Origin of the sequence: Spirillospora sp. NPDC048911 (genome assembly GCF_043198015.1) — a bacterium.
Taxonomy (GTDB): Bacteria; Actinomycetota; Actinomycetes; order Streptosporangiales; family Streptosporangiaceae; genus Spirillospora.
Genome location: NZ_JBICUD010000004.1, coordinates 139,325 through 161,862, shown reverse-complemented (window position 1 = coordinate 161,862; position 22,538 = coordinate 139,325). Strand labels below are relative to the sequence as shown.

At 70.8% G+C, this 22,538-nt stretch carries 28 protein-coding genes and 1 riboswitch; of the genes, 15 read left to right on the top strand and 13 right to left on the bottom strand.

From position 1 onward, the window contains the following. Window positions 1-43 precede the first annotated feature (43 nt). From ACGFNU_RS18910 to ACGFNU_RS18895, 4 genes are all read left to right on the top strand, one after another. Window positions 44-1,243, top strand: coding sequence for a sensor histidine kinase (locus ACGFNU_RS18910; RefSeq protein ID WP_392595185.1), 1,200 nt, complete (start codon window positions 44-46; stop codon window positions 1,241-1,243). 26 nt (window positions 1,244-1,269) lie between these two features. Next, the gene (locus tag ACGFNU_RS18905) at window positions 1,270-1,953 is read left to right on the top strand and encodes a response regulator (protein WP_392595184.1); all 684 of its coding nucleotides are present in this window, start codon (window positions 1,270-1,272) and stop codon (window positions 1,951-1,953) included. Window positions 1,954-2,063: 110 nt separating this feature from the next. Then, a complete protein-coding gene (locus ACGFNU_RS18900) occupies window positions 2,064-3,011 on the top strand; it encodes an ABC transporter ATP-binding protein (RefSeq protein WP_392595182.1) in 948 nt (315 codons plus the stop codon). After that, window positions 3,008-3,784, top strand: a complete 777-nt coding sequence (locus ACGFNU_RS18895) for an ABC transporter permease (RefSeq protein ID WP_392595180.1) — start codon at window positions 3,008-3,010, stop codon at window positions 3,782-3,784. The genes ACGFNU_RS18900 and ACGFNU_RS18895 overlap by 4 nt, the downstream gene beginning before the upstream one ends. 40 nt (window positions 3,785-3,824) lie before the next feature. Here the strand turns inward: ACGFNU_RS18895 and ACGFNU_RS18890 are convergent, their stop codons facing one another. After that, entirely contained in the window at window positions 3,825-4,328 is a 504-nt protein-coding gene (locus ACGFNU_RS18890; RefSeq protein WP_392595178.1) for a winged helix-turn-helix transcriptional regulator, read from the bottom strand. A 31-nt stretch (window positions 4,329-4,359) separates the two neighbouring features. Then, window positions 4,360-5,448: an amidohydrolase family protein gene (locus ACGFNU_RS18885; RefSeq protein WP_392595176.1), complete on the bottom strand. Its 1,089-nt coding sequence runs from the start codon at window positions 5,446-5,448 to the stop codon at window positions 4,360-4,362. Between the two features lie 91 nt (window positions 5,449-5,539). Between ACGFNU_RS18885 and ACGFNU_RS18880 the strand changes: the two genes are divergently transcribed. Beyond that, complete coding sequence (locus ACGFNU_RS18880; protein WP_392595174.1) at window positions 5,540-6,013, top strand: MarR family winged helix-turn-helix transcriptional regulator; 474 nt, start codon at window positions 5,540-5,542, stop codon at window positions 6,011-6,013. A gap of 49 nt (window positions 6,014-6,062) precedes the next feature. Beyond that, a complete protein-coding gene (locus ACGFNU_RS18875) occupies window positions 6,063-7,157 on the top strand; it encodes a suppressor of fused domain protein (RefSeq protein ID WP_392595172.1) in 1,095 nt (364 codons plus the stop codon). Here the strand turns inward: ACGFNU_RS18875 and ACGFNU_RS18870 are convergent. The 3 genes from ACGFNU_RS18870 to ACGFNU_RS18860 all read right to left on the bottom strand — a co-directional run bounded on the left by ACGFNU_RS18870 (window position 7,138) and on the right by ACGFNU_RS18860 (window position 9,199). After that, window positions 7,138-7,521 carry a RidA family protein gene (locus ACGFNU_RS18870; RefSeq protein WP_392595170.1) on the bottom strand — a complete coding sequence of 128 codons (384 nt, stop codon included), beginning with the start codon at window positions 7,519-7,521 and terminating at the stop codon, window positions 7,138-7,140. The genes ACGFNU_RS18875 and ACGFNU_RS18870 overlap by 20 nt on opposite strands. A gap of 43 nt (window positions 7,522-7,564) precedes the next feature. Continuing rightward, complete coding sequence (locus tag ACGFNU_RS18865) at window positions 7,565-8,188, bottom strand: LysE family translocator (protein ID WP_392595169.1); 624 nt, start codon at window positions 8,186-8,188, stop codon at window positions 7,565-7,567. A 141-nt stretch (window positions 8,189-8,329) separates the two neighbouring features. Next, the gene (locus ACGFNU_RS18860; protein ID WP_392595167.1) at window positions 8,330-9,199 is read right to left on the bottom strand and encodes a LysR family transcriptional regulator; all 870 of its coding nucleotides are present in this window, start codon (window positions 9,197-9,199) and stop codon (window positions 8,330-8,332) included. 75 nt (window positions 9,200-9,274) lie between these two features. Between ACGFNU_RS18860 and ACGFNU_RS18855 the strand changes: the two genes are divergently transcribed. Continuing rightward, window positions 9,275-9,421, top strand: coding sequence for a hypothetical protein (locus ACGFNU_RS18855; RefSeq protein WP_392595165.1), 147 nt, complete (start codon window positions 9,275-9,277; stop codon window positions 9,419-9,421). A 306-nt stretch (window positions 9,422-9,727) separates the two neighbouring features. Continuing rightward, the gene (locus tag ACGFNU_RS18850; protein ID WP_392596467.1) at window positions 9,728-9,910 is read left to right on the top strand and encodes a PKD domain-containing protein; all 183 of its coding nucleotides are present in this window, start codon (window positions 9,728-9,730) and stop codon (window positions 9,908-9,910) included. A gap of 9 nt (window positions 9,911-9,919) precedes the next feature. Here the strand turns inward: ACGFNU_RS18850 and ACGFNU_RS18845 are convergent, their stop codons facing one another. Next, a complete protein-coding gene (locus ACGFNU_RS18845; protein ID WP_392595163.1) occupies window positions 9,920-10,192 on the bottom strand; it encodes a DUF397 domain-containing protein in 273 nt (90 codons plus the stop codon). Further along, complete coding sequence (locus tag ACGFNU_RS18840) at window positions 10,189-11,049, bottom strand: helix-turn-helix domain-containing protein (RefSeq protein WP_392595161.1); 861 nt, start codon at window positions 11,047-11,049, stop codon at window positions 10,189-10,191. Before ACGFNU_RS18840 ends, ACGFNU_RS18845 begins: the two co-directional genes overlap by 4 nt. 161 nt (window positions 11,050-11,210) lie before the next feature. On the opposite strand from ACGFNU_RS18840, the gene ACGFNU_RS18835 reads away from it, so the two are divergent. Continuing rightward, on the top strand, window positions 11,211-11,606 hold the full coding sequence (locus tag ACGFNU_RS18835) for an ATP-binding protein (RefSeq protein ID WP_392595159.1): 396 nt from the start codon (window positions 11,211-11,213) through the stop codon (window positions 11,604-11,606). Window positions 11,607-11,796: 190 nt separating this feature from the next. Further along, entirely contained in the window at window positions 11,797-12,174 is a 378-nt protein-coding gene (locus ACGFNU_RS18830; protein WP_392595158.1) for a hypothetical protein, read from the top strand. Here ACGFNU_RS18830 and ACGFNU_RS18825 read toward each other — a convergent pair. Continuing rightward, window positions 12,164-13,357 (bottom strand): hypothetical protein, encoded by a 1,194-nt coding sequence (locus ACGFNU_RS18825; protein WP_392595156.1) that lies wholly within the window; start codon window positions 13,355-13,357, stop codon window positions 12,164-12,166. The genes ACGFNU_RS18830 and ACGFNU_RS18825 overlap by 11 nt on opposite strands. Window positions 13,358-13,490: 133 nt before the next feature. On the opposite strand from ACGFNU_RS18825, the gene ACGFNU_RS18820 reads away from it, so the two are divergent. Then, window positions 13,491-14,261 carry a hypothetical protein gene (locus ACGFNU_RS18820; RefSeq protein WP_392595155.1) on the top strand — a complete coding sequence of 257 codons (771 nt, stop codon included), beginning with the start codon at window positions 13,491-13,493 and terminating at the stop codon, window positions 14,259-14,261. After that, complete coding sequence (locus ACGFNU_RS18815; RefSeq protein WP_392595153.1) at window positions 14,258-15,037, top strand: isocitrate lyase/phosphoenolpyruvate mutase family protein; 780 nt, start codon at window positions 14,258-14,260, stop codon at window positions 15,035-15,037. Before ACGFNU_RS18820 ends, ACGFNU_RS18815 begins: the two co-directional genes overlap by 4 nt. On the opposite strand, the gene ACGFNU_RS18810 is transcribed toward ACGFNU_RS18815, so the two are convergent. Genes ACGFNU_RS18810 through ACGFNU_RS18795 form a run of 4 tightly spaced genes read right to left on the bottom strand, consistent with a single transcriptional unit; the run spans window position 15,014 to window position 18,047 of the window. Further along, window positions 15,014-15,337, bottom strand: a complete 324-nt coding sequence (locus ACGFNU_RS18810; RefSeq protein ID WP_392595151.1) for a DUF1330 domain-containing protein — start codon at window positions 15,335-15,337, stop codon at window positions 15,014-15,016. The genes ACGFNU_RS18815 and ACGFNU_RS18810 overlap by 24 nt on opposite strands. Before the next feature lie 19 nt (window positions 15,338-15,356). Beyond that, complete coding sequence (locus tag ACGFNU_RS18805; RefSeq protein ID WP_392595149.1) at window positions 15,357-16,766, bottom strand: NAD(P)/FAD-dependent oxidoreductase; 1,410 nt, start codon at window positions 16,764-16,766, stop codon at window positions 15,357-15,359. A gap of 56 nt (window positions 16,767-16,822) precedes the next feature. Beyond that, entirely contained in the window at window positions 16,823-17,371 is a 549-nt protein-coding gene (locus ACGFNU_RS18800) for a GNAT family N-acetyltransferase (protein WP_392595147.1), read from the bottom strand. Beyond that, the gene (locus tag ACGFNU_RS18795) at window positions 17,364-18,047 is read right to left on the bottom strand and encodes a carboxymuconolactone decarboxylase family protein (RefSeq protein ID WP_392595146.1); all 684 of its coding nucleotides are present in this window, start codon (window positions 18,045-18,047) and stop codon (window positions 17,364-17,366) included. Before ACGFNU_RS18795 ends, ACGFNU_RS18800 begins: the two co-directional genes overlap by 8 nt. Window positions 18,048-18,235: 188 nt before the next feature. On the opposite strand from ACGFNU_RS18795, the gene ACGFNU_RS18790 reads away from it, so the two are divergent. Both ACGFNU_RS18790 and ACGFNU_RS18785 read left to right on the top strand, forming a co-directional pair. After that, complete coding sequence (locus ACGFNU_RS18790; protein ID WP_392595144.1) at window positions 18,236-19,024, top strand: class I SAM-dependent methyltransferase; 789 nt, start codon at window positions 18,236-18,238, stop codon at window positions 19,022-19,024. Window positions 19,025-19,034: 10 nt separating this feature from the next. Further along, window positions 19,035-19,925: a DUF4429 domain-containing protein gene (locus ACGFNU_RS18785; protein ID WP_392595142.1), complete on the top strand. Its 891-nt coding sequence runs from the start codon at window positions 19,035-19,037 to the stop codon at window positions 19,923-19,925. A 25-nt stretch (window positions 19,926-19,950) separates the two neighbouring features. Here ACGFNU_RS18785 and glyA read toward each other — a convergent pair whose 3' ends face one another. Next, window positions 19,951-21,222 (bottom strand): serine hydroxymethyltransferase, encoded by a 1,272-nt coding sequence (gene glyA / locus ACGFNU_RS18780; RefSeq protein ID WP_392595140.1) that lies wholly within the window; start codon window positions 21,220-21,222, stop codon window positions 19,951-19,953. 54 nt (window positions 21,223-21,276) lie between these two features. Beyond that, a riboswitch (ZMP/ZTP riboswitch) is annotated at window positions 21,277-21,363 on the bottom strand. Window positions 21,364-21,414: 51 nt separating this feature from the next. On the opposite strand from glyA, the gene ACGFNU_RS18775 reads away from it, so the two are divergent. Beyond that, complete coding sequence (locus tag ACGFNU_RS18775; protein WP_392595138.1) at window positions 21,415-22,467, top strand: peptidoglycan DD-metalloendopeptidase family protein; 1,053 nt, start codon at window positions 21,415-21,417, stop codon at window positions 22,465-22,467. The last annotated feature ends 71 nt before the right edge of the window (window positions 22,468-22,538 follow it).

Genomic DNA, 22,538 nt, shown 5'->3' with positions numbered 1-22,538 from the left:
GCGGTCACTGCCGGTGCGTCCGCCGGCCGATACCGTTGACCGGGTGGAACTGCGGCGCACGAAGCGCGAGTGGGCCGCCGACGCGTGCGCCACGGTCTTCGCGGCGATCCTCGGGCTGGCGATGCTCGAGAACTCAGAGCGGACCTTCGACCATAAGAAGATCTGGTGGGACGCGGCCATCGGTGCCGTCACCTGCGTGGTGTTCCTGCTGTTCCGGCGTGCCAGGCCCGCAACGCTGGCCGTCGTGATGATGATCGCCCAGCTCACCTCGTCCACCGCGTACGGGAGCGCGGCGATGGCCGTCTACACGGTCGCGGTGTTCCGGCCGTGGCGGGTGACCGCCATCGTCACCGCCACCAACCTCTGGCTCATCACCCTCGTCTTCTGGGCCCTGCTTAAGGGGCAGGACTTCCGCGACGGCATCGTCACCTTCTACCTGGGCTACGCGGTGCTGGTCGCCGTGGGCCTGCTCGTCCGGACCCAGCGCGAGCTGATGCGCTCCTACAAGGACCGGGCCCTGGAAGCCGAGGAGGGCCAGCGGCTGCGGGTCGAGGAGGCCCGGCTACTGGAACGCGAGCGCATCGCCCGCGAGATGCACGACGTCCTCGCGCACCGCATCTCGCTGCTGTCGGTGCACGCGGGCGCCCTGGAGTTCGGCCCGGACGCCCCGGCGGCGCAGCGCGAGGCGGCGGGGATCATCCGGCGGTCCGCGTACGAGGCGATGGAGGATCTGCGCGAGGTGATCGGCGTGCTCCGCACCGACGCCCCGTTCACCGGCGAGACCGCGGCGGCCGCCGGCGAGCGGGACCGGCCGCAGCCGACGCTCGCCGACCTCCCGGCACTGATCGACGAGTCGCGTGCGGCCGGGGCGCACGTCACCCTGGACGTCCGCGTCCCCGACCCGGACGCCATCCCGGCCAGGATCGGGCGGCACGCCTACCGTGTCGTCCAGGAGGGCCTGACCAACGCCCGCAAGCACGCGCCCGGCTCGCACGTGCGGGTCACGGTCGAGGCCGCGGGCGGCGAGCTGACCATCGAGGTGGCCAACCCGCTGCTGCCCTCCCTGGCCGCCCTGGGCCTTCCCGGCGCGGGCGCCGGGCTCGTCGGCCTCCGCGAACGCGTCGACCTCGTCGGCGGAACGATCGAACACGGCCGGACCCGCGACGGATTCCGGCTGCGCGTGTCCCTGCCCCTTCCCCTGCCCGCCCGGCCAGGCCGCGAGCCGGGCCCGACCAGTGAGTGACGGTATCGACAAGTGACGGCAGACAAGTGACGGCGGCGGACGCGCACATCCGCGTGCTCATCGTCGACGACGACGCCCTCGTCCGGCGGGGCCTGTCCATGATGCTGGCGGGCGCCGACGACCTGGAGGTGGTCGCGGACGTCGGCGACGGCGCCGAGGTCGTGGCGGCCGTCAACCAGCACCGGCCCGACGTGGTGCTGATGGACATCCGGATGCCGCGGATGGACGGGCTGGCCGCCACCGAGCTGCTGCGCTCGCGGCGGGAACCGCCCGAGATCATCATCCTGACGACGTTCGACACCGACGACCACATCCTGCGCGCGATGCGCGCGGGGGCGGGCGGGTTCCTGCTCAAGCACACGCCGCCGCCGGAGATCATGCGCGCGATCCGGCAGGTCGCGGCGGGCGAGCCGATGATGTCGCCGGCGGTGCTGCGCCGGATGATGTCGTACGTGGCGGGCGCGGGCGTCGCCCCGCGCCAGGCCCGGGCCCGCGAGCGGCTGGCCGGGCTGAGCGACGGCGAGCGGTCGGTCGCGCTGCTGGTCGGTCAGGGCAAGACCAACAGCGAGATCGGCAAGGAGCTGTCGCTCAGCGTCGCCACGGTCAAGGCGTACGTCTCGCGGCTCCTCACCAAGCTGGAGCTCAACAACCGGGTCCAGATCGCGCTGCTCGTGCACGACGCGCGCGGCGACGATCCCCCGGACGACTGATCATCCAGACGATTGATCATCCTTCGGACGGCTGATCACCGACTTTGGTCGAACCGGGCGCCGACGCCCGGCCGATGTGCCGCGCCGGGCCCGGCCGGCAGCCTGGAGGCATGATCAGTGTTGAGCATCTGACCAAGCGATATCGCGAGGTCACCGCGGTCGAGGACGTCTCGTTCCGGTGCGAGCCGGGAACGGTCACCGGCTTCCTCGGCCCCAACGGCGCGGGCAAGTCCACCACCATGCGGATGATCTGCGGCCTCACCCCGCCCACCAGCGGGTCGGCGACGGTCAAGGGCGTCCCGTACCGCCGGATCAGCAATCCCGGCCGCCATGTCGGCGTCCTCCTCGACGCCGCCGCGCAGCACGCGGGCCGCACCGGCCGCGAGACCCTCGCGCTGACCGCGCACGTGCTCGGCGTCGACCAGAAGCGCGTCGGCGAGATGCTCGACCGCGTGGGCCTGTCGCCCAAGGCGGCCAAGCGCCGGGTCGGCGGCTACTCCCTCGGCATGCGGCAGCGCCTCGGCATCGCCCAGGCCCTTCTCGGCGATCCCAGCGTGCTGATCCTGGACGAGCCCGCCAACGGTCTCGACCCCGAGGGCATCCACTGGATGCGCTCCATGCTGCGCGACTTCGCCGACCGGGGCGGGGCGGTCCTGCTCTCCTCGCACCTGCTGCTCGAAGTGGAGGCCGTCGCCGACCGTTTCGTGGTCATCGCGGGCGGGCGCGTCGCCGCGCAGGGCACCAAGCACGAACTCCTCAGCGAGCCCACCGGCGTCGTGGTGCGCGCCCTGGACGGCGCCGCCTTCCAGGCGACACTGGCACAGGCGGGGTTGCCCGCCCGGCCCGACGGCCAGGGCGCCTTCATCGTCGAGGCGCCGGCCGAGGCCGTGGGACGGGCCGCCGCCGCCACGGGCACCGTGCTCCTCGAACTTCGCCAGGCCAGCGGGGGCGGTCTGGAGGAGCTGTTCCTCTCCCTCACCAATCCCGCCGCCGCGTCCGCCGGGGCCCCGACCTCGGTTCCGGCTTCGGTTCCGGCTTCGCAGGAGGCACTCCGATGACCGCCGTCACCGCACCCGCCGCCCTGCTGGAGCCGGCCCGCCCGCCCCTCGCCCGGCTCACCGTCGTCGAGCTCCGCAAGATGATCGACACCCGGTCGGGCCGGTGGCTGCTCATCCTCATCGGCCTGACCGCCGTGGCGATGATGCCGGTCGTGCTCTTCGCGGTGCCGAAGGAGGACCAGACGCTGCCGGAGTTCTTCAGCGCCTCGCAGACCGGCGTCACGATCCTGCTGCCCGTCCTCGGCATCCTCGCGGTCACGACCGAGTGGTCCCAGCGCACGGCGCTCACCACGTTCACCCTCGTGCCGGAACGGCCCCGGATCCTGGCCGCCAAGCTGATCGCGGGTTCGGTGCTCGGCGCCCTCTTCGCCTGCGTCGGGCTCGTGACGGCGCTGATCGCCCGTACGATCGGCGAGGTGCTGGGCCGTTCGGACGGAAGCTGGTCGCTCAGCCCCGGCCGCTTCGGCCTGACCGTGCTCTTCGCGGTGCTCGTGCTCTTCATGGGCATCGCGTTCGGAATGCTCTTCATGAACTCGCCGCTGGCGATCGTGCTCTTCTTCCTGCTGCCCACGGTCTGGGGGACGCTCGGCGAGATGGTGAGCAAGCTGAGGGGTCCCGCGGGCTGGCTGGACACCAACCGCACGCTCACCGCGCTCAGCGAGCCCGGGATCACCGCCGAGGAGTGGGCCCGCGCCGGCACCTCGCTCGCGCTGTGGATGGTCCTGCCGCTCGTCATCGGGACCATCCGCCTGGTCAGGCGCGAGGTGAAGTAGGACGCGGGCCGGTGCCCGCCGGCCCGGGTGCGGCGCCCCGTCAGCCCGGGTGGCGGCCCAGGACGCGGGCGATCTCGTGGGTGCCCGGCCCGATCCGGGCACCCGGGCCCGGTTCGGGCCGCACGCCGTCCGCGGTCAGCGGCTCGCGGCAGTCCGGGCAGCTCACGACGGGGGTGACGGCATGGCCGCAGGTCTCGTGGCGGACGGTCATCGGGGGGCCGTCCTCGCCCGACGTCCAGCGGTCGCCCCAGGCCATGAGCGCGAGCAGGATGGGCACGAGCTCGCGGCCGCGCTCGGTGAGCACGTACTCGTGGCGCGGGGGGCGTTCGCTGTAGGGGCGGCGGGCGAGGATCTCCTCCTCGACGAGGCGGTCCAGGCGCTGGGTGAGCACCTTGCGGGAGATCCCCAGGTTGGACTGGATCTGCTCGAAGCGGCGGAGCCCGAGGTAGACGTCCCGGACGATCAGCGGCGTCCACCACTCGCCGAAGACGTCGAGGGTCCGGGCGATCGAGCAGGGGAACTCGGCCAGCGAGGTGCGTTGCATGACACCAGCGTAGTCGGTTTCCTCAAGAAACTCACGCAGGCACAGGCGCCGACGCGGGCGCGGGGCGTGCGGGACGCAGGCGCCGGGCGAGCGTGGGCATCAGGCGGAGCGCGTTGCCCTGGTAGATGGCGTCGCGCATGCGGTCGTTCAGCGCCGGGTCGCGTTCGAGACCGCGCGTCGTCTGCGCGACCTCCGGGGCCGTCGTCTGCGCCCAGTCGGTGCCGTAGAGCAGTTGCCCGGCCCCGGCCGCGGCGAGCAGGGTGGGCGTGGCGTAGGGCGAGGGCGGGGCGGCGGTGTCGTAGTAGAACCGCCGCACCGCCCGGCGGAACGCGGCCGGGCTCGGACCGCGCCCCGTCCGGCCCGCGTGCTCGATCCGCCCGCCGATGTACGGCAGGAAGCCGCCCGCGTGGGAGAGGATCACCGAGATCCGCGGATGCCTGTCCATCGTCCCGGAGGCGACGAGGTTGAAGGCGGCCCTGGTGGTGTCCAGCATGAAGTCGGCGATCCAGTCGTCCATGCCCGGCACCGCGAAGTCGCTCCCGGGCAGCGAGCCGGGATGGGTGAAGATCACCGCGCGGCGCCGGTCGAGCTCCGCGAAGAGCGGGTCGAACGCCTTGTCCCCGAGGTAGCGCGTCCCGTCGTTGGTCATCAGCAGCACCCCGTCCGCCTTGAGCACGTCGAGCGCGTACGCGGCCTCCTGGAGCGCGACGTCGACGTGGAGCAGCGGCAGGTAGGCGAAGAACCCGAACCTCGCAGGGTGCTCGCGGGCGAGATCGGCCAGGTCCTCGTTGATGATCCGCGTCCCGGACACCGCCAGCGCCCGGTTCCGGAACGCCTGGGACGGGACCGGTGCCGACGCGACCCCGAGCGCGATCTGGTTGCGGCGCATCGTGCGGAGGGTCTCCGACAGACTCCACTGACCCCAGCGCGGCCCGCCCTCAGCGGGCAGGAGGCCCTGCTCGACCGCCCACTTGCGCATCGCCGGGGGGACGGCGTGGTGGTGGGTGTCGATCCGGAAGGGGCGGACCGTGGCGTCCGCCGCGGTGGACGAGCCGAGCCCGGCCGCGGCCGTGGTGAGCGCGGCCGCCTGAAGGACCCGCCGCCTGCTCATGTCGCGCATTCACTTCTCCCTGCTTCGTCGGAGCCGCCCGATTAGAAGCATATAAGACAATCTCAAATGAGACTATATCGCGTGCCACTACGATGGGAGGGTGGAACAACCGGAGACGCCGTCGGTCCTGGGCGACCCGCGTGACAACGACCTGGCACTGGGATTCCTGCTGGCCACGGCGCACTACAACTCCCGGGAGAGGCTCGCCGGGCGCCTGCGGCCGTTCGGCATCGAGGTCCGCCACTTCGGCGTGCTGTCGGCGCTCGACCGGCACGGGCCGACCAGCCAGCGGCACCTCAGCGAGCTGCTCGACCTGGACAAGTCGGCGATGGTGCGGATCATGGACGAGCTCGAACGGTCCGGGCTGGCGACCCGCAACCGCTCGGCCCACGACCGCCGCGCGTACGCGATCGAGCTGACCGGCGAGGGCCGCGCGCGCCTGCACGCCGCCCGGGCCGAGGCGGCCGTGGCCGGCGAGGAGCTCTTCGGCTGGCTCCGGCCCGCCGATCGCGGGCGCCTCGTCGCGCTCCTGGAGGAACTCGTGGCCCGGATCGACCGTCCAACGGGGAACTGAAAACAGAGGATCTTGGTCCTCGTCGCTCCCCTCCGACGGAAGGCCTCCCGTGGCCACTCACTCCGAGCTCGTCCGCCTCTTCGGCGCGGACGAGGTCATCACGCTGGATCCGGCCGACGCCGAACGCCATGGCCTGCGGCCCGCCGACGCCGAGGCGCTGTGCTCGGCCGGGCTCCCGGTCACCGCCGACATGTTCTTCACGACGAAGGTCGACGGTGACTTCGACACCTTCACGCTCGTCGAGGCCGGGCCCCTGCGTCTGCTGGTGCTCGGCAAGGCCGCCACCGACGACCGCGTCCGGTACTGCTTGGATATCGAAAGCGGCCTCGTCCTCACGCTCGGGCTGGACGACGGCGTGCCGCGGGACGCCGAGCCCGTCAACTCGACCCTCGACGACTTCGTGGAGTTCCTCTACCGGATCTCGCTCCGCACGATCGAGCTGGCCGGCTCCCCTGCCGAGGAGGCCCGCCTCTACACCGAGCAGCTCCTGGCGACTCTGCGGGCCCGGGACGAGAAGGCGTTCACCCGGGACGGCCTGTGGGCGGTGGTGTTCGACGCGTACCTCGAGTCGGGCGTCCCCGAGGGCAGCCGGATGGCGATCGTCGCGACCCTGGAGGCCCTCCTGCCGGACCGCCCGCGGCTGCGCTGGTCGACCGAGGCCCCGGTGGGCCAGGGCGTCCAGGAGCTCAGCGCCCATCGCGCCGACGGCCACTGGCTATTGGTCACCCACGGCTTCAGCGACCTGGACGGCATCCTGGATCTCGATACCACCACCAGCGGCCTCGGATTCGAGCTGACGATGCGCGTGCCCTGCGGGGAGAACGACGAGCAGCCGCCCGGCTGGGCGCTGCAGGCGCTGCTCAACCTGGGCGACTACGTCTTCGGCGACGGCTACCCGTTCGCCGACGGCCACCGGATGCGGGTCGCCGGCTCGCTCGGCGACAGTGGCCGGCTCACCGCGCTGGCGTTCGTCACCGACCCGCTCCTCGGCACGATCGAGGCGCCCAACGGCCGCGTGGACTTCATCACCGCCGTGGGGGTCACGGCGGACGAGCTGGCCGAGGCCAAGGAGAACGGCAACGACAGCGTCGTCGCCCGCCTCACCGAGACCTACGGCGTCCCCCTCACCGACGTCTCGCGGTGACCTCGATCTCGATGCGCATCCTCGGATCGGCCAGCCCGCAGGAGATCATGGTGGCGGCGGGCCGCGCGGAGCCGAAGGCCGCGCGCAGGGCCGGCCAGCACGGCTCGAAGTCCGCCGGATCGGGCAGCATGTAGCGGACCCGGACGACGTCGCCGAACGTGGCACCGGCCTCGGTGAGCGCCGCCGCGATATTGGCCAGGCACTGCTCGGCCTGGGCGACGACATCGTCCTCGATGGTCATCGTGGCGTAGTCGAATCCGGTGGTGCCGGAGACGTGCACCCACTCCCCGTCCACCACCGCCCGCGCGTAGCCGATCTGCTCTTCGAACGTGGACCCGGACAGGATCGATCTACGATTCCGCATGATCGGGACTCTAGGGAAACCCCGCGCCCTACGTCCAACGTGCTCAGCGGGTCACGGCCAGCCGCAGCCCGAGCCCGATCAGAGCCGCGCCCGTGAGCCCGTCGACGGCACGCCGGACCCGCTGCCGCGAGAACACCCGCCGCAGCGCCCCCACCACGTTGGCGACGATGGTGAACCAGACCGCCGCGACGAGAGCGGCCACCACCGCCAGCACCAGGGCCTCCGACACGGCCGGATGGCCCCCCACGAACTGCGGGATCAATGCGACGAAGAAGACGCCCGCCTTCGGGTTCAGCACGTTGCACAGCAACCCCTGCCGGAACGCGTCCCACGGGGACGCGGCGGTCTCCTCTTCAGCGACCTCACCCGTCCCACCCCGCCTGGCCGCGATCAGCGACCGCACACCCAGATAAAGGAGATAGCCCGCGCCGACGACCTTCACCACCGTGAACGCGGCCGCCGAGGCCGCCAGCAGCGCCGCGACGCCCAGCGCCGCCGCCGCAACCCACACCAGCACGCCCGCGGCGATCCCCGCCGCGGCGGCCGTCCCGCCCCGCCGCCCGCCGGTGGCCGCGTGCCGGACCACGATCGCGAAGTCCGGCCCCGGCGACATCGCACCGAGCCCCATGGTCCCCGCGAACGCGATGACCTGCGCCGTAGTAGCCATTCACCCCTCCATCCCAGAAACCGCCAGCATAGTGATCATCCCCGCCGCCCGCCGGTGCGGAGGGTCACGGTGCAGGCCGGCCACGGCTCGTGGGCGGGCGGCCGCCTACGGAACTGTCGTGCACGGTGGGGTCGCTGCCTGCTATTCGAGCAGGTGATCCAGGAGGGCGGCGGCGGCCGGGTTGGTGGGCTTGGGCGCGCGGCCGGCGAGGACGGTCGTGCGGGCGGGGTCGGGCTGGCGGATCGTGAGGCACGGGAGCCCGGCCCGCTCCCCCACGAGGCGCGGGACGATCGCGATGCCGATACCGGCCCGCACGAGCTCGACCAGCAGCCTGATCTGGGTGACCTCGCAGGTGATGTGCCGTTCCAGACCACAGCTCGCGGCCAGGCGGCGGACGGCGGACTCCAGGCCGGTGCCCGCGCGGAAGTCGACGAAGTGTTCGTCGGTCAGGTCGGAGAAGAGCGCGCGGCGGTCGCCCGCGAGCCGGTGGCCGGGCGGCGTGACCAGGACGAGTTCCTCCTCCCAGGCGCCGAACGCGGTCAGCCCGTCCGGGACGCCGGGGCCCGCGCTGGCGAGGTAGGCCAGGTCCAGCTCGCGGGCGAGCAGGCGGTCGACCAGCTCGCCGACCGGCGCCTCGTGCACCGAGATCTGGACGCCCGGCCATTTGAGGTGGAAGGCGGCGAGCTCCGCGGCCAGATCGACCCTGGTCAGGGTCTGGAAGGTGCCGATCGCGACCCGTCCCGTCGCCAGCCCGGTGACCGCCGCGACCGCGTCCCGCGCCGCCGTCGCGTCGGCCAGGAGCGCCCGCGCCGCCGGGAGGAACGCCTCGCCGGCAGGCGTGAGCACCGGCCGCCGCCCGGTGCGGTCGAAGAGGTCCGTGCCGAGGTCCTGTTCCAGCTTGCGGATCGAGGTGCTCAGCGCCGACTGGACGATCAGCTCCGCGCGGGCCGCCGCCGTGAAGCTGCCATGCGTCGCCACCGCCACGAAATGGCGCAGTTGCCGCATCTCCATCCATCTACGATATCGATGGCCGATAGCGAAATGATGTGTTGGACCGATGGGCGTGGAGGAGACCACGCTGAACGCATGAACCGCGTTCCCTTTCTGTGGTCCGCCGCGTACGGCCCCCGCCGATCGCCCGTGACCCGCTACGCCGCCCGCACGGCTCTGAAGCTCAAGGCCTTCGTCCAGGACCTCGCCCGAGCGGACCACACCCCGTTCGCCAGCCACTAGCTCGATCATGGCGAGACAGGCCACCCGTCCTGACGTGAGCGATGCCTCTTCCTATGCTGGAAGGCACGCGCCCCTGGCTCGGCAGCGCGTGATCCCCAGCGGCTCCCTTGATTGCTGGACGCGGCCTCAGGCCCGTCCCGGAGGTGACCTGATCCCGACCGCCGCCGGCACGGAGCCCTCGCCCGTGACGTTCGCGCCGGACGGCCGTACCGCGTACGTGCTGAACCGGGGCGATAACACCGTGTCGGCGTACCGCGTCGGCCCTCGCGGTGAGCTGAGCACGACTGGGCCTTCGGCGACGGCACCATCCTGCGCGACGGCGGCCCTACGCCGACTCACACCTACCAGCGGCCAGGCACGTTCACCGCGACGGTCACCGTCACCGACAACGAGAACTGCTCCACCACCCTGGTGTTCACCGGCACCACCGCCCACTGCAACGGCTCACCGGAGGCACGCGCGTCAAAGAGCGTCACCATCACCCCATGACCGATCCCGCTAGAGGTCGAACGCTCCGCGCTTGACCCCGCCGAGGAACGCGCCCCACTCACTCCGGCTGAACGCCAGCACCGGCCCACTCGCATCCTTCGAGTCCCGTGCCAGAACGAGGCGGCTTGCAGGCGCTGCCGCTGCCTCGACACATTCGGTGCCCTGGCCACTGCTGTGGCTGCTCTTACGCCAGACACCCGCAATTTCCACACAGTCTGTCGGGTCGCCGCCGCTGTAGCTGCTTTTGCGCCACCTGAGGTTGGAAAGAAGCTGCTCACTCATGCCAGGGACCCTATCCGCTCGATTCTCGCCCGAGAATCGTGTTCGGACAGCGCCATCTCTTGGAGCCGTCTGAACGTCTCGGCGTAGAGATCCACGTCCGACGGCTCGTCCACGTACCAGCTCCGAGCAAGGCTGTGAACCGACACCACCTCCAGCAGTTGCCCGGGGCCACTACTGAGGATGATGAACGCACCGTCGACACCTGGGTGCGCTCCTGCTGCGAACGGGAGGATCTGGAGTTCGATGTGCGAAAGCTCGCTGATGGCGAGCAATTTGGCTCGCTGGTGCTGCATGACCTCCGGGCCCCCAATCTCCAGATGCAGAGCAGCCTCGCCCAGCACGACGGAGATACGGGGTGGCGGCTTCTGATCATGAATTCGCTGGCGGCCGAGCCTGAAGTCGATCGCAGTCTCGATATCGCGAGGGGATCGCAGTCTGGTTCCAGATCCGCTGATGACGGCCCTGGCGTACTCCGGGGTTTGGAGGAGGCCGTACACCAGGTGCGGCTGGAATGCTCGAATGCGCGAAGTCTCGGCTTCAAGCGCTGCATGGTCGAGCACACCGGGTTCGAGGCGTTCCTCGAAGTCGTGCCACCAGCCGTCCTGACGGCCGTGGCCCGCGAGGGAGAGCAGGCGCGTGCGCACCAGCTCGTCCGTGACCCCGTAGCTGTCGAGGATGTGCTTGAGATCGCGGGGGCGGATGGCGCGGTGCCCGTTCTCGTACGAGCTGAGGGAGGCTTGGGAGCGTTCGAGGAGACGCCCGGCGGCACCTTGGGTGAGGCCGCGCTCCTCGCGAAACCGGCGGAGCGCATCACCGATCTTCCGGCGGCGATACGTGTTTCGGTCGTCGTAGCGCATACCGCGACGATGTCACTCTTCGTGTCTGCATGGATCGTTTCCGTGAAAGACGAATATATTCGTTCTTCCACGTTTCAGCTCCTCACGGGATCACGGAGGAATAGTTCCAACCTGCTCCGTTCGTGTTGATGTGGTGACACTGCGCGACGACGCTGGCGGGCATGAAGGTGATCGCGGTGCTCACGCTGCCTGGTGTCGAACGGTCCGTCTGGTACGCGCGGCGGTTCCTGCGCGACTCCGTCGTCCCGGAGCTTCTGGCGGCGGAGGACGAGCGGGTGGACGACATGGAGCTCGTGGTGGACGAGTTCGCCAGCAACGGCATCCGCCATACGGCGTCGGGACGGGACGGCAAGATGACGATCGCCCTGCTGGCGGATCGCACGGTGCTGCGGATCGAGGTGACCGACGAAGGGGCGGGCGGCGAGCGGCCGGCGCTGACCGACGCTCCCGACGACGAGAGCGGGCGAGGGCTGCACATCGTGGCGGCGCTCGCCGAACGGTGGGGACATCGGCCGGACGGGGACCGCACAACGGTCTGGGCGGAATTCCCCCGGTGATACACGCGCGGGGACACCGACCCGTCCGAGGCAACGCCGTTCTCATAAAATTGAGCCTTTCCTAACAATTCAGCACCCCCGGTCGCCCTTTTCTCACCCCTGGTGAACGCGGTTCTCGCCTTATTGACTTCATGATCAATCTTTGCCTAAACTCCCGGCGTTTTCCTTTCGCCAACGGAAAGTGACGTCCATGATGAAGTCCTGGCTCACCCGCGCCGCCGTGGTCGGCGGCGTCGCCGTCACGATGATCGCCGGCTTCGCCGGCACCGCGATGGCCGACGACAAGACCATCAGGCTGCCGGGCGGATACGGCACGATGACCTTCATCGACGACGGTGACGTCTTCAAGATCTGCGACACCAGGGCCGACGGTCACGGCGTCTCCGGCGAGGTGTGGTTCCAGCCGTGGATCGGCGACGAGGACATCGTGCTCAGCATCGACGACGGCGGCGACGCGGGCTGCGACAAGAAGGGCTACAACGTCGGAAACGACGGGGAATACCAGATGCGCCTGTGCTGGGACGGCCCCAACGGCACGTGCATCTGGAGCGACGAGTTCAACGAGTAAGGCCGCGCAGGGTCAGGGTCCGGTTGGACATCGAGCCGTTGACGAGGACGTTCTTGTAGCCGACGGCCCACACGACCGGAGCCGTGCCGGGCACCGCTGCGATGCCCTGGGTCAGGCCGCCCAGCTCTGGCGCGGGCGTGGTTTCGACGCGCCAGGCTGTACCGTCCCACCGTTCGACCAAAGGCTGAGGGCCGCCGGAGGTGCTGGTGTATCCGACGGCCCAGACCTTGTCGGCCCCAAGCGCGGTGACCGCGTAGAAGAGGTTGTTGCCCGAGGTGCCGACCATGGGCGTGGGCATCTCGCTCCATGCCGAGCCGTTCCAGTGGTAAGCGACAGGCTTGCGGTAACCGTCCTTGGAGCCGACAGCCCACGCGTCGGTGGGCGAGATCGTGGTGACGCTGTAGAGAATGGCGTTTCCACTGGCCGGGACGTCGGACTGCGTCCAGGCGGAGCCGTTCCAGTGCATGGCCAGGGGATGCCGGGTGCCGTTCGGCTGGCCTCTGTCGACGAACGCGCCGACGGCCCAGATGTCGTTCGGCCCTGAGCCGGACACACCGTGCAGCTGGTTGTAGTAGTTCGCAGGGTTGGGCGAGTCGACCTGTGACCACGCCGTACCGTTCCAGTGCAGAACCAGCGTCTCGTACGTCGTCCCGGATTCGAGGTAGTAGCCGACCGCCCACGCGTTGGTCGTCGAGAACGCCTCGACGTCGTAGAGGTCCCGACCCTGAATCCCGGGATTGGGGGTAGCGACACGGCTCCAGGTGCTGCCGTTCCAGTGCATGGCCAGGGTGTTGTGCGGGCCGTTGTTGCCGTTGCCGCCGCCCGACTGGCCGGTGGCGAACGCACCCACCGCCCATGCGTCATTCACCGAAGTCGCGTCCACGCCATAGAGCTCGTTGTAGAAGTTGTTCACGTTGGGCGTCGTGACAGAGCTCCACTGGGATCCGTTCCACCGAAGCGCGAGCGTCCGGGTCGAGGCCAGGTTGACGTCGTACCAGTTGCCGACCGTCCAGACGTTGCCCGCCGAGGTGGCCGAGGCATCGCTCAGGGCGTTGACCCAGGTGCCACGGTTGGGGCTGCCGACCACGGTCCAGCTGGTCGCGGCACCGGCGCTCAAGGTCAGCACAGCACCGAGCACCACGCTCATGACGGCCGTCGGCACAACGCGTCTTCGCAGAGTCATAACAGGCTCCTGAGGTTCCTCGGGGAGACTCGCCCTCACCACGGACGGCCCCGCCGATCGGCTCAACCCCGGCCACAAACGGCCGACCGACCCTTCGACCGGCGTCGAAACGAATGCGGCTTACGTTCAAGGCATGGAGATCCGCGCCCACGCCGACGTCACAGCCGTGCTGTCCGACGACCGCTACACCGTCCCGCCAGTCCCAGGCCAGGCGGAACGCGGCACGTTGCAGTGGCTGCGCCAGAACGTGTGCCGCTTCAGTGAGGGCGAGGAGCACGACCGCCGTCTGGCCATCGTCACCAGGCAATTGGCACAAATGGATCCCGCGGCCCTTCGCCGAGAGGCCAACGAGCGCGCCACCGCGATCCTGAGAACCTCTCCGCCCGACCCGGTCGAAGCCGTGGCACGCCCCGTACCAACGGCCGTCCTGGGCCACGCCCTGGGAGTGACCGACCTAAACGCCCTGCTCGACGCAGTCCCCGTGGCAGCGGCCGTCTACCTGACGGGCACCGATCAGCCCGGGGAGGCCGACAAGGCCGTGGCCACCCTCGTCGATCTCCTCTCCCCCGGCTCGGACGAGCGGATCGCCAACCGCATCGCCATCCTGACGCAGTCGTGCGACGCGACCGCCGCCTTGATCACCAAAGCCGTCGACCGCGCCCACCCCCACGCAGACACCGAATCACTCCTCACAGAGACCCTCCGCCAAGACCCACCAGCCCCCGCCCTCCGCCGTCTGGACCCCCAAGGCAACCCCGTGACCCTGGACATTAAGACCGCCAACCAAGAGAAGGCCCCGCACCTGGCCTTTTCTGCGGGAAGACGCCCCTGCCCCGGCAGTGACCACGCCCTCCAATTGGCCGCCGGAGTCCTAGACGCCCTCCGAACCAAGGGGAACCTATGAGCACGCCCTTCCACGCCCTGCACCACACCGACAAGCCATTGCTCCTGCCCAACGCCTGGGACTTCGCCAGCGGGGCCCTCCTGGCCGAAGCCGGTTTTCCCGCCATCGGCACGACGAGCCTCGGCGTCGCCGGCGTGGCCGGAAAGCCCGACGCCTCAGGTGACACCAGGGAGGAGGCCATCGACCTGGCGCGACGTCTGGCTACCCGCCTGCCCGTGCCGGTCACCGCCGACATCGAGGGCGGCTACTCGGAACGTCCATCCGAGGTAGCCGCCCTGGTCAGCGAACTAGCTTCGTACGGCGTCGCCGGAGTCAACCTGGAAGACGGCCGAGCCGACGGGTCACTGAGGCCCATCGATCATCACGTCTCAGTGATCGAAGCCGTCAAAGCAGCCGCCCCGCAGGTCTTCCTGAACGCGCGCACAGACCTGTTGTGGCTCGGGAAGGGCTCCCTGAAAGAGACACTCGAACGGGCGAACGCGTACGCCGACGCAGGCGCGGACGGCATCTTCGTCCCAGGCGCAGCCGAGGACGACGACGTGCGCACCCTCGTCGAAGGAATCCCGCTCCCCCTGAACGTCCTGCACCTCCCAGGCCGCACCGACTTCACACGCCTGGGCGAGCTGGGCGCGAAACGAGTGAGCTGCGGCTCCCTGCTCTACCGCGCAGCGCTCCAGACCACCGTCAACACCGCCCTGAGCGTCGCAGGAAAGCCAGCCGACCACCCGATCCCGTCCTACGCCGACGTCCAGTCAGTCCTTGAGGAGGGGGCGTAGGTCTTCCAGTTTGTCGAAGAGGTGCCAGATGTAGGCGGACGAGCCGTCCTCTCTGTGCGGGTGCAGGTCGGTCAGGGCCGGGTCGTTCCGGTAGGAGTCGAACGCCTCCTTCGACTCCCACTCGACGACGATCAGCACCTGGCGGGGCTCGATCTCGCCGGTGACCGATTCGCGGAACTTGCCGAGGGCGACGACGCGGCCGCCGTGTGCGGCGACCTCGCGGGCGGAGCGGCGGGAGTACGCGAGGTACTCGTCGCGGTCGGCCACGTCGAAGAGGTTGAGCGCGTATACCGGGGCCATGCTCGCAACCTAGCCGGTCTCAGTGGCCGGTGATCGTGTCGGCGGCTCGGGCCAGGAGCGAGGTGCGCGAGGAGGCGGAGGCCGACTCGCGGGCGTCGGCGGCGCGGTAGAGGGCGTACATCGCCTGGACGCCTAGCCAGCGGAGCGGTTCGGGTTCCCAGCGGCGGACGCGCCAGTTCACCCACGGCAATGTTGTTAGGTCGGTGTGCTCGCGTAGGACGAGGTCGCGGAGGGTGCGGCCGGCGAGGTTCGCGGTCGCCACGCCGTGGCCGGTGTAGCCGCCGGCGTGGCCTAGGCCTGATTCGTGGTCCAGCACGACCGTGGAGCACCAGTCGCGGGGGACGCCCAGGACGCCCGACCAGGCGTGGGCTACTCGGGCTTCTTGTGCTGCGGGGAACATGTCCGTGAGCATTCGCCAGAGCAGCTCGATGGTCTGCGGCTGGGTGCGGCCTCCGTCGTCGATCCGGGAGCCGTAGCGGTAGGGCTTGCCCCGGCCGCCGAACGCGATGCGGCCGTCGGCGGTGCGCTGGGCGTACATGTAGTAGTGGGCCATGTCGCCGAGCAGTTCGTCGTTCTCCCAGCCGATCTGCTTCCAGACGTCCGGGGAGAGCGGCGTGGTCACGATCATCGAGCTGTTCATCGGCAGCCAGTCGCGGTGGTGCCCGGGCAGCGCGGCGGTGAAGCCCTCGGTCGCGCGGATCACGTGGCCGGCGGTGACGGTGCCGTGGGGGGTTGTGGCGGCTGGGGGGAGCTCGGCCGCGCGGGGGCGGATCCTGAGGACGGGTGTCCTCTCGAAGATCTCCACGCCCAGGCCGCGGACGACCTCGGCCAGTCCCCGGGCCAGTGCGGCGGGCTGGACGCGGGCGCAGTGCGGGCTCCAGACGGCGCCGACCGCCTTCTCTATCCGGATCCGGTCGTCGAGGCCCGTGACGATCAGGTCATCCTCGTTCCAGCCCCATTCGCGGGCGTTGCGCACCAGGCCGGTGAGGCGGACCCGCTGCGCCTCGTTGCGGGCGACGGTCAGGACGCCGCCCTTCACCACGTCCGCCTCGATGCCCTCCTCGGCCGCCACCCGGACGACCTCGTCCACGGTGTCGAACATCGCGCGCTGCAAGGCCACCGTCGCGGCCTTGCCGTGGCGGCGAGCGTAGGTCTCGCGCGATCCGGCGAGCTCGCCCACGATCCAGCCGCCGTTGCGGCCGGACGCGCCGAATCCGGCGAACTCCTTCTCCAGGACGATGACGTGCAGATCCGGCCGCGCGCGCTTGAGGTAGTAGGCGGTCCACAGGCCCGTGTAACCGGCGCCCACGATGCAGACGTCGCAGGCGCGCGGGCCTGGCAGGCGGGGGCCCGGCTCGGGCACGCCGCCGTCCCGGAACCAGTACGAGACGTCGCCGTTGACGTGGTCGGCGGAATACAGAGAGCCCATGCTCTCATCCTGACGTAATCAGCCGCCGGAGGCACCTGGGTGCACTGAATCAGTTGTCAAGCATCGATGGAATGGCGTGATCCGTGCCAGCTGATCCGTTCGGCCTTGTAGTGGCCGGGGTCGCCGTGCGGGCGCATGCCCAGCCGTTCGGCCAGCTCGGACGAGGCGCCGTTGGCCTCGTCGATCTCGGCGGTGACGCGGCGCAGCTGGAGCACCTCGAACGCGTAGTCGAGGACGGCGCGCGACGCCTCCGCCGCGAGCCCCTGCCCCCACCGGTCGGGTTCGAGGCTGTAGACGATCTCGACGTCGGCGTCGTGGCCGCGCAGCCCGGCGACGCCGACGAGCGCGCGATCGGGCAGCGCCGCGTCGATCGCGTCACCGCGCGCCGCCGCCCGGACGGCCCACAACCCGTAGCCCTCGGTGGCGAAGTCCCGCTGGCTGGCCGCGATGATCTCGGTGACCTCCAGCGCCGAGAGCGTCTTGTCGTCGAAGAGGTACCGGCGCACGAGCGGGCCGGTCCAGTGCGCCAGCAGGGCGCCGTGATCGCTCATGCTGAGCGGATGCAGCGCCAGCCGGTCGGTCCGCAGCACATCGCTGTCACTCACGTTCTCTCCACTCGGTGGCGGGACCGGGTTCCTTCCAGACCGGGGCGGGCTCACCCTCGGGCACGCCCGCCCGGAACACACGCAACTGCAGCGCCAGTGCCGCGTAGTAACCGACCAGCGTGACCAGCTCGACGAGGGCCGAACGGCCCAGGGTGGCGACGGCCTCGGTGTAGAGCGCGTCGCCGAGGTCACGTTCGGCGGCGAGCTGCCGGGCCGCCTCGTACACCACGCGCTCGCGGACGTCGGCCAGCATCGGCGCGCGGCCCTCGCGCAGGGCGTCGAGCTCGCCGGGCGTCAGCCCGGCGCGGCGGCCGACCCGCTCGTGCGCGTACCACTCGAAGTCCGAGCGCCAGTGCTCGGCGACCACCAGCGTCGCGATCTCACGTTCCCTCTTGGTGAAGGAGGTCTGGAAGCGCAGCGCCGAGCCGAGCTCCTGCAGCGGGCCGCCGACCGCGGGGCTGTAGAGCATGGCGTTGAACGGGCCGAGGAGGTGGCCGTCGTCGTCGACGAACCGGAAGACCGGTGCCCGCCCGCTCCGCGGGCCACCGCGCACCGCGTCGTACACCTCGCGCTGCTCGTCGCTCAACATCCCCGGCGGCAGGAGCGGCAGCCGGGCGGGGGGATCGGTGGCCAGGGGTCGCTCGTTGACGTGCTCACCACTCAGCGGGTCGATCACTTACGGCACGGTATGCGGTCGCGGGCAACGCCTCAACCCCGTCCCGAAAGGTGAAACCGTCAGCTCATGATGTCGTGGCGGTTACGTAACAGCGGCGGGCGAACGCGCTCGATGCACGAACGGTCCCAGCGATGGCCGGATGCCCCGACCACACGTGCCGCCCCGGGCGCGGCTGGCAGGATGGCCGGGTGACGACCGGCATCTATGACGACCCGTGGGCCTACGAGCTGGCCTGCTCGTTCCGTGACGTGCGCGCGGAGGTGGACGTCCTTCTGGCCTGGTGCGCCGAGCATTCGGGGGCGCCGGTCGCGACCGCGCTCGAACTTGCCGCCGGGCCGGCCGAGCACGCCCGCGAGCTCGCCCGCCGCGGGATCGGCGCGACCGCCCTGGACCTCAATCCGGCGATGTGCGCGTACGCCGCCGAGCGGGCCAAGTTCGCCGGTCTGGACGTCGAGGTGGTCCAGGCCGACATGACCGCCTTCGACCTCGGCCGCCGGTTCGATCTGGTCGTCACCATGCTCGACTCCACGTCCCATCTGATGACGCTCGACGCGTTCACCGCCCATCTCGATCGCGCGGCCGCGCACCTGGCGGACGGCGGCCTCTACATCGTGGAGATGTCGCATCCCAAGGACCGGCTCACCGACGAGCCCAGCGTGGGAACGGCGTGGACGGTCGACCGCGACGGTGTGCGCGCCACCGTCCGCTGGGGCGAGCCCGCCGACCGGCTCGATCCCGTCACGCAGATCGCCGACGACCACGTCACGATGACGATCGCCGAGGACGCGGGCGAGCCGCGGGTGATCCGCGACGTCGTGCCCTACCGGTTCTGGACCGCGACGGAGCTCGACGCGGCGATCCGCCTGTCCGGCGCGCTGGCGGTCGTGGCGCGGTACGGCGACTTCGGGGACGTCGCGCTCGCCGATCCCGAGGCCTGGCGGATGATCACTGTTCTGCGGCGCGCGCGGCCGTCCTAAGATCTCGTACATGGAGGTCATCGGGCGCGACGGCACATGGACGTTCGACGGTGAGGTGCTGCGGGTCGTCCCCGGCCGCGACCGGGGAGTCCACAAGCTCCGCAAGGCCCTCGGCGAGCTGGTCGTCCCGCTGGAGGCGGTGGCCGGAATGGCGTTCGAGCCGGGCCGCAAGGGCGGCCGGCTCCGGCTGCGGCTGCGTCCCGCCGCCGACCCGTTCAGCCAGGCCGTCGCGGGCGGCCTCGCCGACTCGGCCGCGGATCCCTACCGGCTGACGATCGACGCCGGGCGGACCGGCGTGGCCGAATACCTCGTCGACGAGGTGCGCAACGCGCGGCTCCTCGAACAGGTGCCGGACAGGCCGTGCGACCGCTACCTCATGCCGGGCCCGCCGGTGCCGGTGAGCGCCTCGGCGGGCGACGGGACGGCCTCGTTCGACGGCGAGCGCGTCCGGCTCGAATTCAACTGGATGGCCAACTCCAAGAAGGAGGAGGCGGGCCCGCAGCTCTTCGAGCTCGCGGACATCGCGGGCGTGGAGTGGGCGCCGCAGTCCGGGATGGGGTACGGCTGCCTCCGCTTCCGGCTCAGGAGCGGCGACTCCAGGCTCACGGCCGAGGAGGACCCCCAGTGCCTCGCGTGGGGCATCCAGAAGGAGGGCGGCCTCACCGCGCTGGTGGCGGCCGCCGTCGTCGCGCGCCTGCCGCATCCGGCCGCGCCGGCGGTCGAGGCCGCGGCGATCGAGACGGCGGCGCCGAGCCCGGAGCCCGCTCAGGGCGAGACTCCGGGCGACGACCACGACACCTTGCTGCGGCGGCTGCGCGAGCTGGGCGCGCTTCACAAGGACGGCATCCTGGACGACGAGGAATTCGCCACGGCGAAGCAGGCGCTGCTCCGCCGCTTCTGACACCATCCGGGCTTTACGCAGCGTCCTACGGCGTCGGCGCCCAGCCGGGCATCGGGTAGGCCGCGAGCAGCTCGCGCACCTGGTCGGCGATCCGTGCCAGCACGGCCTCGTCGTCCTTGGCGGTGGCCTGCACCACCTCGTCGATCCAGGCGGCCAGCTGCGGCATCTGCTGCTCGGTCAGGCCGCGCGTCGTGATCGAGGCGGTGCCCAGGCGCAGGCCGGACGGGTCGAACGGCTTGCGCGGGTCGAACGGCACCGCGTTGTAGTTGAGCTCGATCCCGGCGCGGTCGAGCGCCTGCGCGGCGGGCTTGCCCGCGACCCCCTTGTTGGTCAGGTCGATGAGGATCAGATGGTTGTCGGTGCCGCCGGACACCAGGTCGTAGCCGCGTTCGAGCAGGGCGTCGGCGAGCGCGCGGGCGTTCGCCACGATCTGGCGGGCGTACGCGGCGAACTCCGGCCGCGCGGCCTCCTTGAGCGCGACCGCGATCGCGGCGGTGGTGTGGTCGTGCGGGCCGCCCTGGAGACCGGGGAAGACCGCCTTGTCGATCGCCTTGGCGTGCTCGGCCGTCGACATGACCATGGCGCCGCGCGGGCCGCGCAGCGTCTTGTGCGTGGTGGTGGAGATGACGTCGGCGTGACCGGCCGGCGAAGGGTGCGCGCCACCGGCGATCAGGCCGGCGATGTGCGCGATGTCGGCGGCGAGGACGGCGCCCGCCTCCCGCGCGATCTCGGCGAACGCGGGGAAGTCGATGGTGCGCGGGATCGCGGTGCCGCCGCACCAGATCAGCTTGGGCCGCTCCTTCAGTGCCAGCTCGCGCACCTGGTCCATGTCGACGCGGCCGGTGTCGGCGCGCACGTCGTAGCGGACGGGCGTGAACCACTTGCCGGTGGCCGACACCGACCATCCATGCGTGAGGTGGCCGCCCATGGGCAGCGACAGGCCCATGACCTTGTCGCCCGGATCGAGGAACGCCATGTAGACCGCGAGGTTGGCGGGCGAACCCGAGTAGGGCTGGACGTTGGCGTGCTCGACGCCGAAGAGTGCCTTGGCGCGCTCGATCGCCAGGAGCTCGATCGGGTCGACGTTCTGCTGGCCCTCGTAGTAACGGCGGCCCGCGTAGCCCTCGGAGTACTTGTTGGTGAGGACGGAGCCGGTCGCCTCCAGGACCGCGGGCGAGACGTAGTTCTCGGAGGCGATGAGGCGGATCTTCTCGTACTGGCGGCAGGCCTCGGCCTCGACCAGTCCGGCGATGTCGGGATCCTGGTCGTGCAGATGGGGAAGGGCGGGCTGATGCATGACAACCTCCGCGCTGATCACGCCGGGGTTCGGGACGGGACCCCCGGCTGAGGACCCGTACACCCAGGCGCGCGGTGTGCGGACGGTCTTCGCTCCCCGGTGGGTGATTCCACCTTGACTGCGCCAGTCGCGTGGCCGCCAGCATAGCCCAGATCGAATTGACGGAATTCCGTAAAACCGTAATCTGGAGGCATGAGGACCCTCGCCCCGCACCTCGCCCGCTTCAAGACACTGATCGTCCTGCTCGGCGTCCTCCTCGCCCTGTCGACGTACGTCCACGGCAGCGGCCAGGTCATGCTCGCGGGCATGCTCCTGATCGCCGCGGGATTCGCGCTGATGCTCGTCCACCCGCCTCGGCTCACCACGGACGCGTTCAAGAGCACGCCCCTGAACGCACCACCCACCCCGAACAACCGGCCGATCCCCCCAGAGCCGCCCACCCTCCACAAGCCGCCGCCCCCCGACAATCCGCCCGCACCCGGTGAGCCGTCCACGCCCGGTGAAGCGCCCGTTCGGGCCAAGCCACCCGCGCCCGGCGAAGCGCCCGTTCGGGCCAAGCCACCCTGGCTCGGTGAGGTGCCCGTTCGGGACGAGCCGACGGCGCCCGCCGAACCGCGGGCGGTCCAGGCACCGGTGCGGGGCCGGTGGGTGCCCGTGCACAGCCCGGCCGACAAGGTGCCCAGCCACGGCGTGGACGCCTACGGCCAGACCTACGCCATCGATCTCGTCCACCACGAGGACGAGGAGCACGACTGGTCCGCGGTGCGCGCGTGGCCTCCGGCGCGGCGGGCGGCCGCGTTCTCCGGCTTCGGGCGGCCGGTCTACGCGCCGGCCGACGGCGAGGTCGTCCGGGTGTCCGGGCGGCACCGTGACCACTGGAGCCGCAACTCGTGGTTCGCGCTTCCGTACATGGTGGTCGAGGGCATGCTGCGCGAACTGGGCGGCCCCGGCTTCATCCTCGGCAACCACGTGATCCTCGACCTGGGCGACGGCACGTACGCGGCGTTCGCCCACCTCAAGCGCGGCTCGATCAAGGTCAGGCCCGGCCAGCGCGTCCGGGCCGGCGACCACCTCGCCGACTGCGGCAACTCGGGCAACACCTCCGAGCCGCATCTGCACTTCCAGCTGATGGACCGGGCCCGTCCGATGATCGCCAACGGCGTGCCCTTCGTCTTCGAGCACTACGAGACCGGCGGCGAGCACCACCGCGGCGTCCCGGGCGGCCAGCGCCCCTTCACCGCCTAGACAGGCGGAGGCGGCGGGCCTGCTGTACTTCTCGTCCATGGCTCGGCAAGCTGGGCAGCCGACCCCGGCCT

Coding starts and splice junctions, on each gene's coding strand:
- ACGFNU_RS18785 (WP_392595142.1), top strand. CDS start 19,035: ATGGAGGTCATCGGGCGCGACGGCACATGGACGTTCGACGGTGAGGTG.
- ACGFNU_RS18835 (WP_392595159.1), top strand. CDS start 11,211: ATGAAGGTGATCGCGGTGCTCACGCTGCCTGGTGTCGAACGGTCCGTC.
- ACGFNU_RS18890 (WP_392595178.1), bottom strand. CDS start 4,328: ATGCAACGCACCTCGCTGGCCGAGTTCCCCTGCTCGATCGCCCGGACC.
- ACGFNU_RS18840 (WP_392595161.1), bottom strand. CDS start 11,049: ATGCGCTACGACGACCGAAACACGTATCGCCGCCGGAAGATCGGTGAT.
- ACGFNU_RS18830 (WP_392595158.1), top strand. CDS start 11,797: ATGATGAAGTCCTGGCTCACCCGCGCCGCCGTGGTCGGCGGCGTCGCC.
- ACGFNU_RS18860 (WP_392595167.1), bottom strand. CDS start 9,199: ATGGAGATGCGGCAACTGCGCCATTTCGTGGCGGTGGCGACGCATGGC.
- ACGFNU_RS18845 (WP_392595163.1), bottom strand. CDS start 10,192: ATGAGTGAGCAGCTTCTTTCCAACCTCAGGTGGCGCAAAAGCAGCTAC.
- glyA (WP_392595140.1), bottom strand. CDS start 21,222: ATGCATCAGCCCGCCCTTCCCCATCTGCACGACCAGGATCCCGACATC.
- ACGFNU_RS18900 (WP_392595182.1), top strand. CDS start 2,064: ATGATCAGTGTTGAGCATCTGACCAAGCGATATCGCGAGGTCACCGCG.
- ACGFNU_RS18805 (WP_392595149.1), bottom strand. CDS start 16,766: ATGGGCTCTCTGTATTCCGCCGACCACGTCAACGGCGACGTCTCGTAC.
- ACGFNU_RS18775 (WP_392595138.1), top strand. CDS start 21,415: ATGAGGACCCTCGCCCCGCACCTCGCCCGCTTCAAGACACTGATCGTC.
- ACGFNU_RS18895 (WP_392595180.1), top strand. CDS start 3,008: ATGACCGCCGTCACCGCACCCGCCGCCCTGCTGGAGCCGGCCCGCCCG.
- ACGFNU_RS18810 (WP_392595151.1), bottom strand. CDS start 15,337: ATGGCCCCGGTATACGCGCTCAACCTCTTCGACGTGGCCGACCGCGAC.
- ACGFNU_RS18820 (WP_392595155.1), top strand. CDS start 13,491: ATGGAGATCCGCGCCCACGCCGACGTCACAGCCGTGCTGTCCGACGAC.
- ACGFNU_RS18855 (WP_392595165.1), top strand. CDS start 9,275: ATGAACCGCGTTCCCTTTCTGTGGTCCGCCGCGTACGGCCCCCGCCGA.
- ACGFNU_RS18865 (WP_392595169.1), bottom strand. CDS start 8,188: ATGGCTACTACGGCGCAGGTCATCGCGTTCGCGGGGACCATGGGGCTC.
- ACGFNU_RS18815 (WP_392595153.1), top strand. CDS start 14,258: ATGAGCACGCCCTTCCACGCCCTGCACCACACCGACAAGCCATTGCTC.
- ACGFNU_RS18825 (WP_392595156.1), bottom strand. CDS start 13,357: ATGACTCTGCGAAGACGCGTTGTGCCGACGGCCGTCATGAGCGTGGTG.
- ACGFNU_RS18885 (WP_392595176.1), bottom strand. CDS start 5,448: ATGCGCGACATGAGCAGGCGGCGGGTCCTTCAGGCGGCCGCGCTCACC.
- ACGFNU_RS18870 (WP_392595170.1), bottom strand. CDS start 7,521: ATGCGGAATCGTAGATCGATCCTGTCCGGGTCCACGTTCGAAGAGCAG.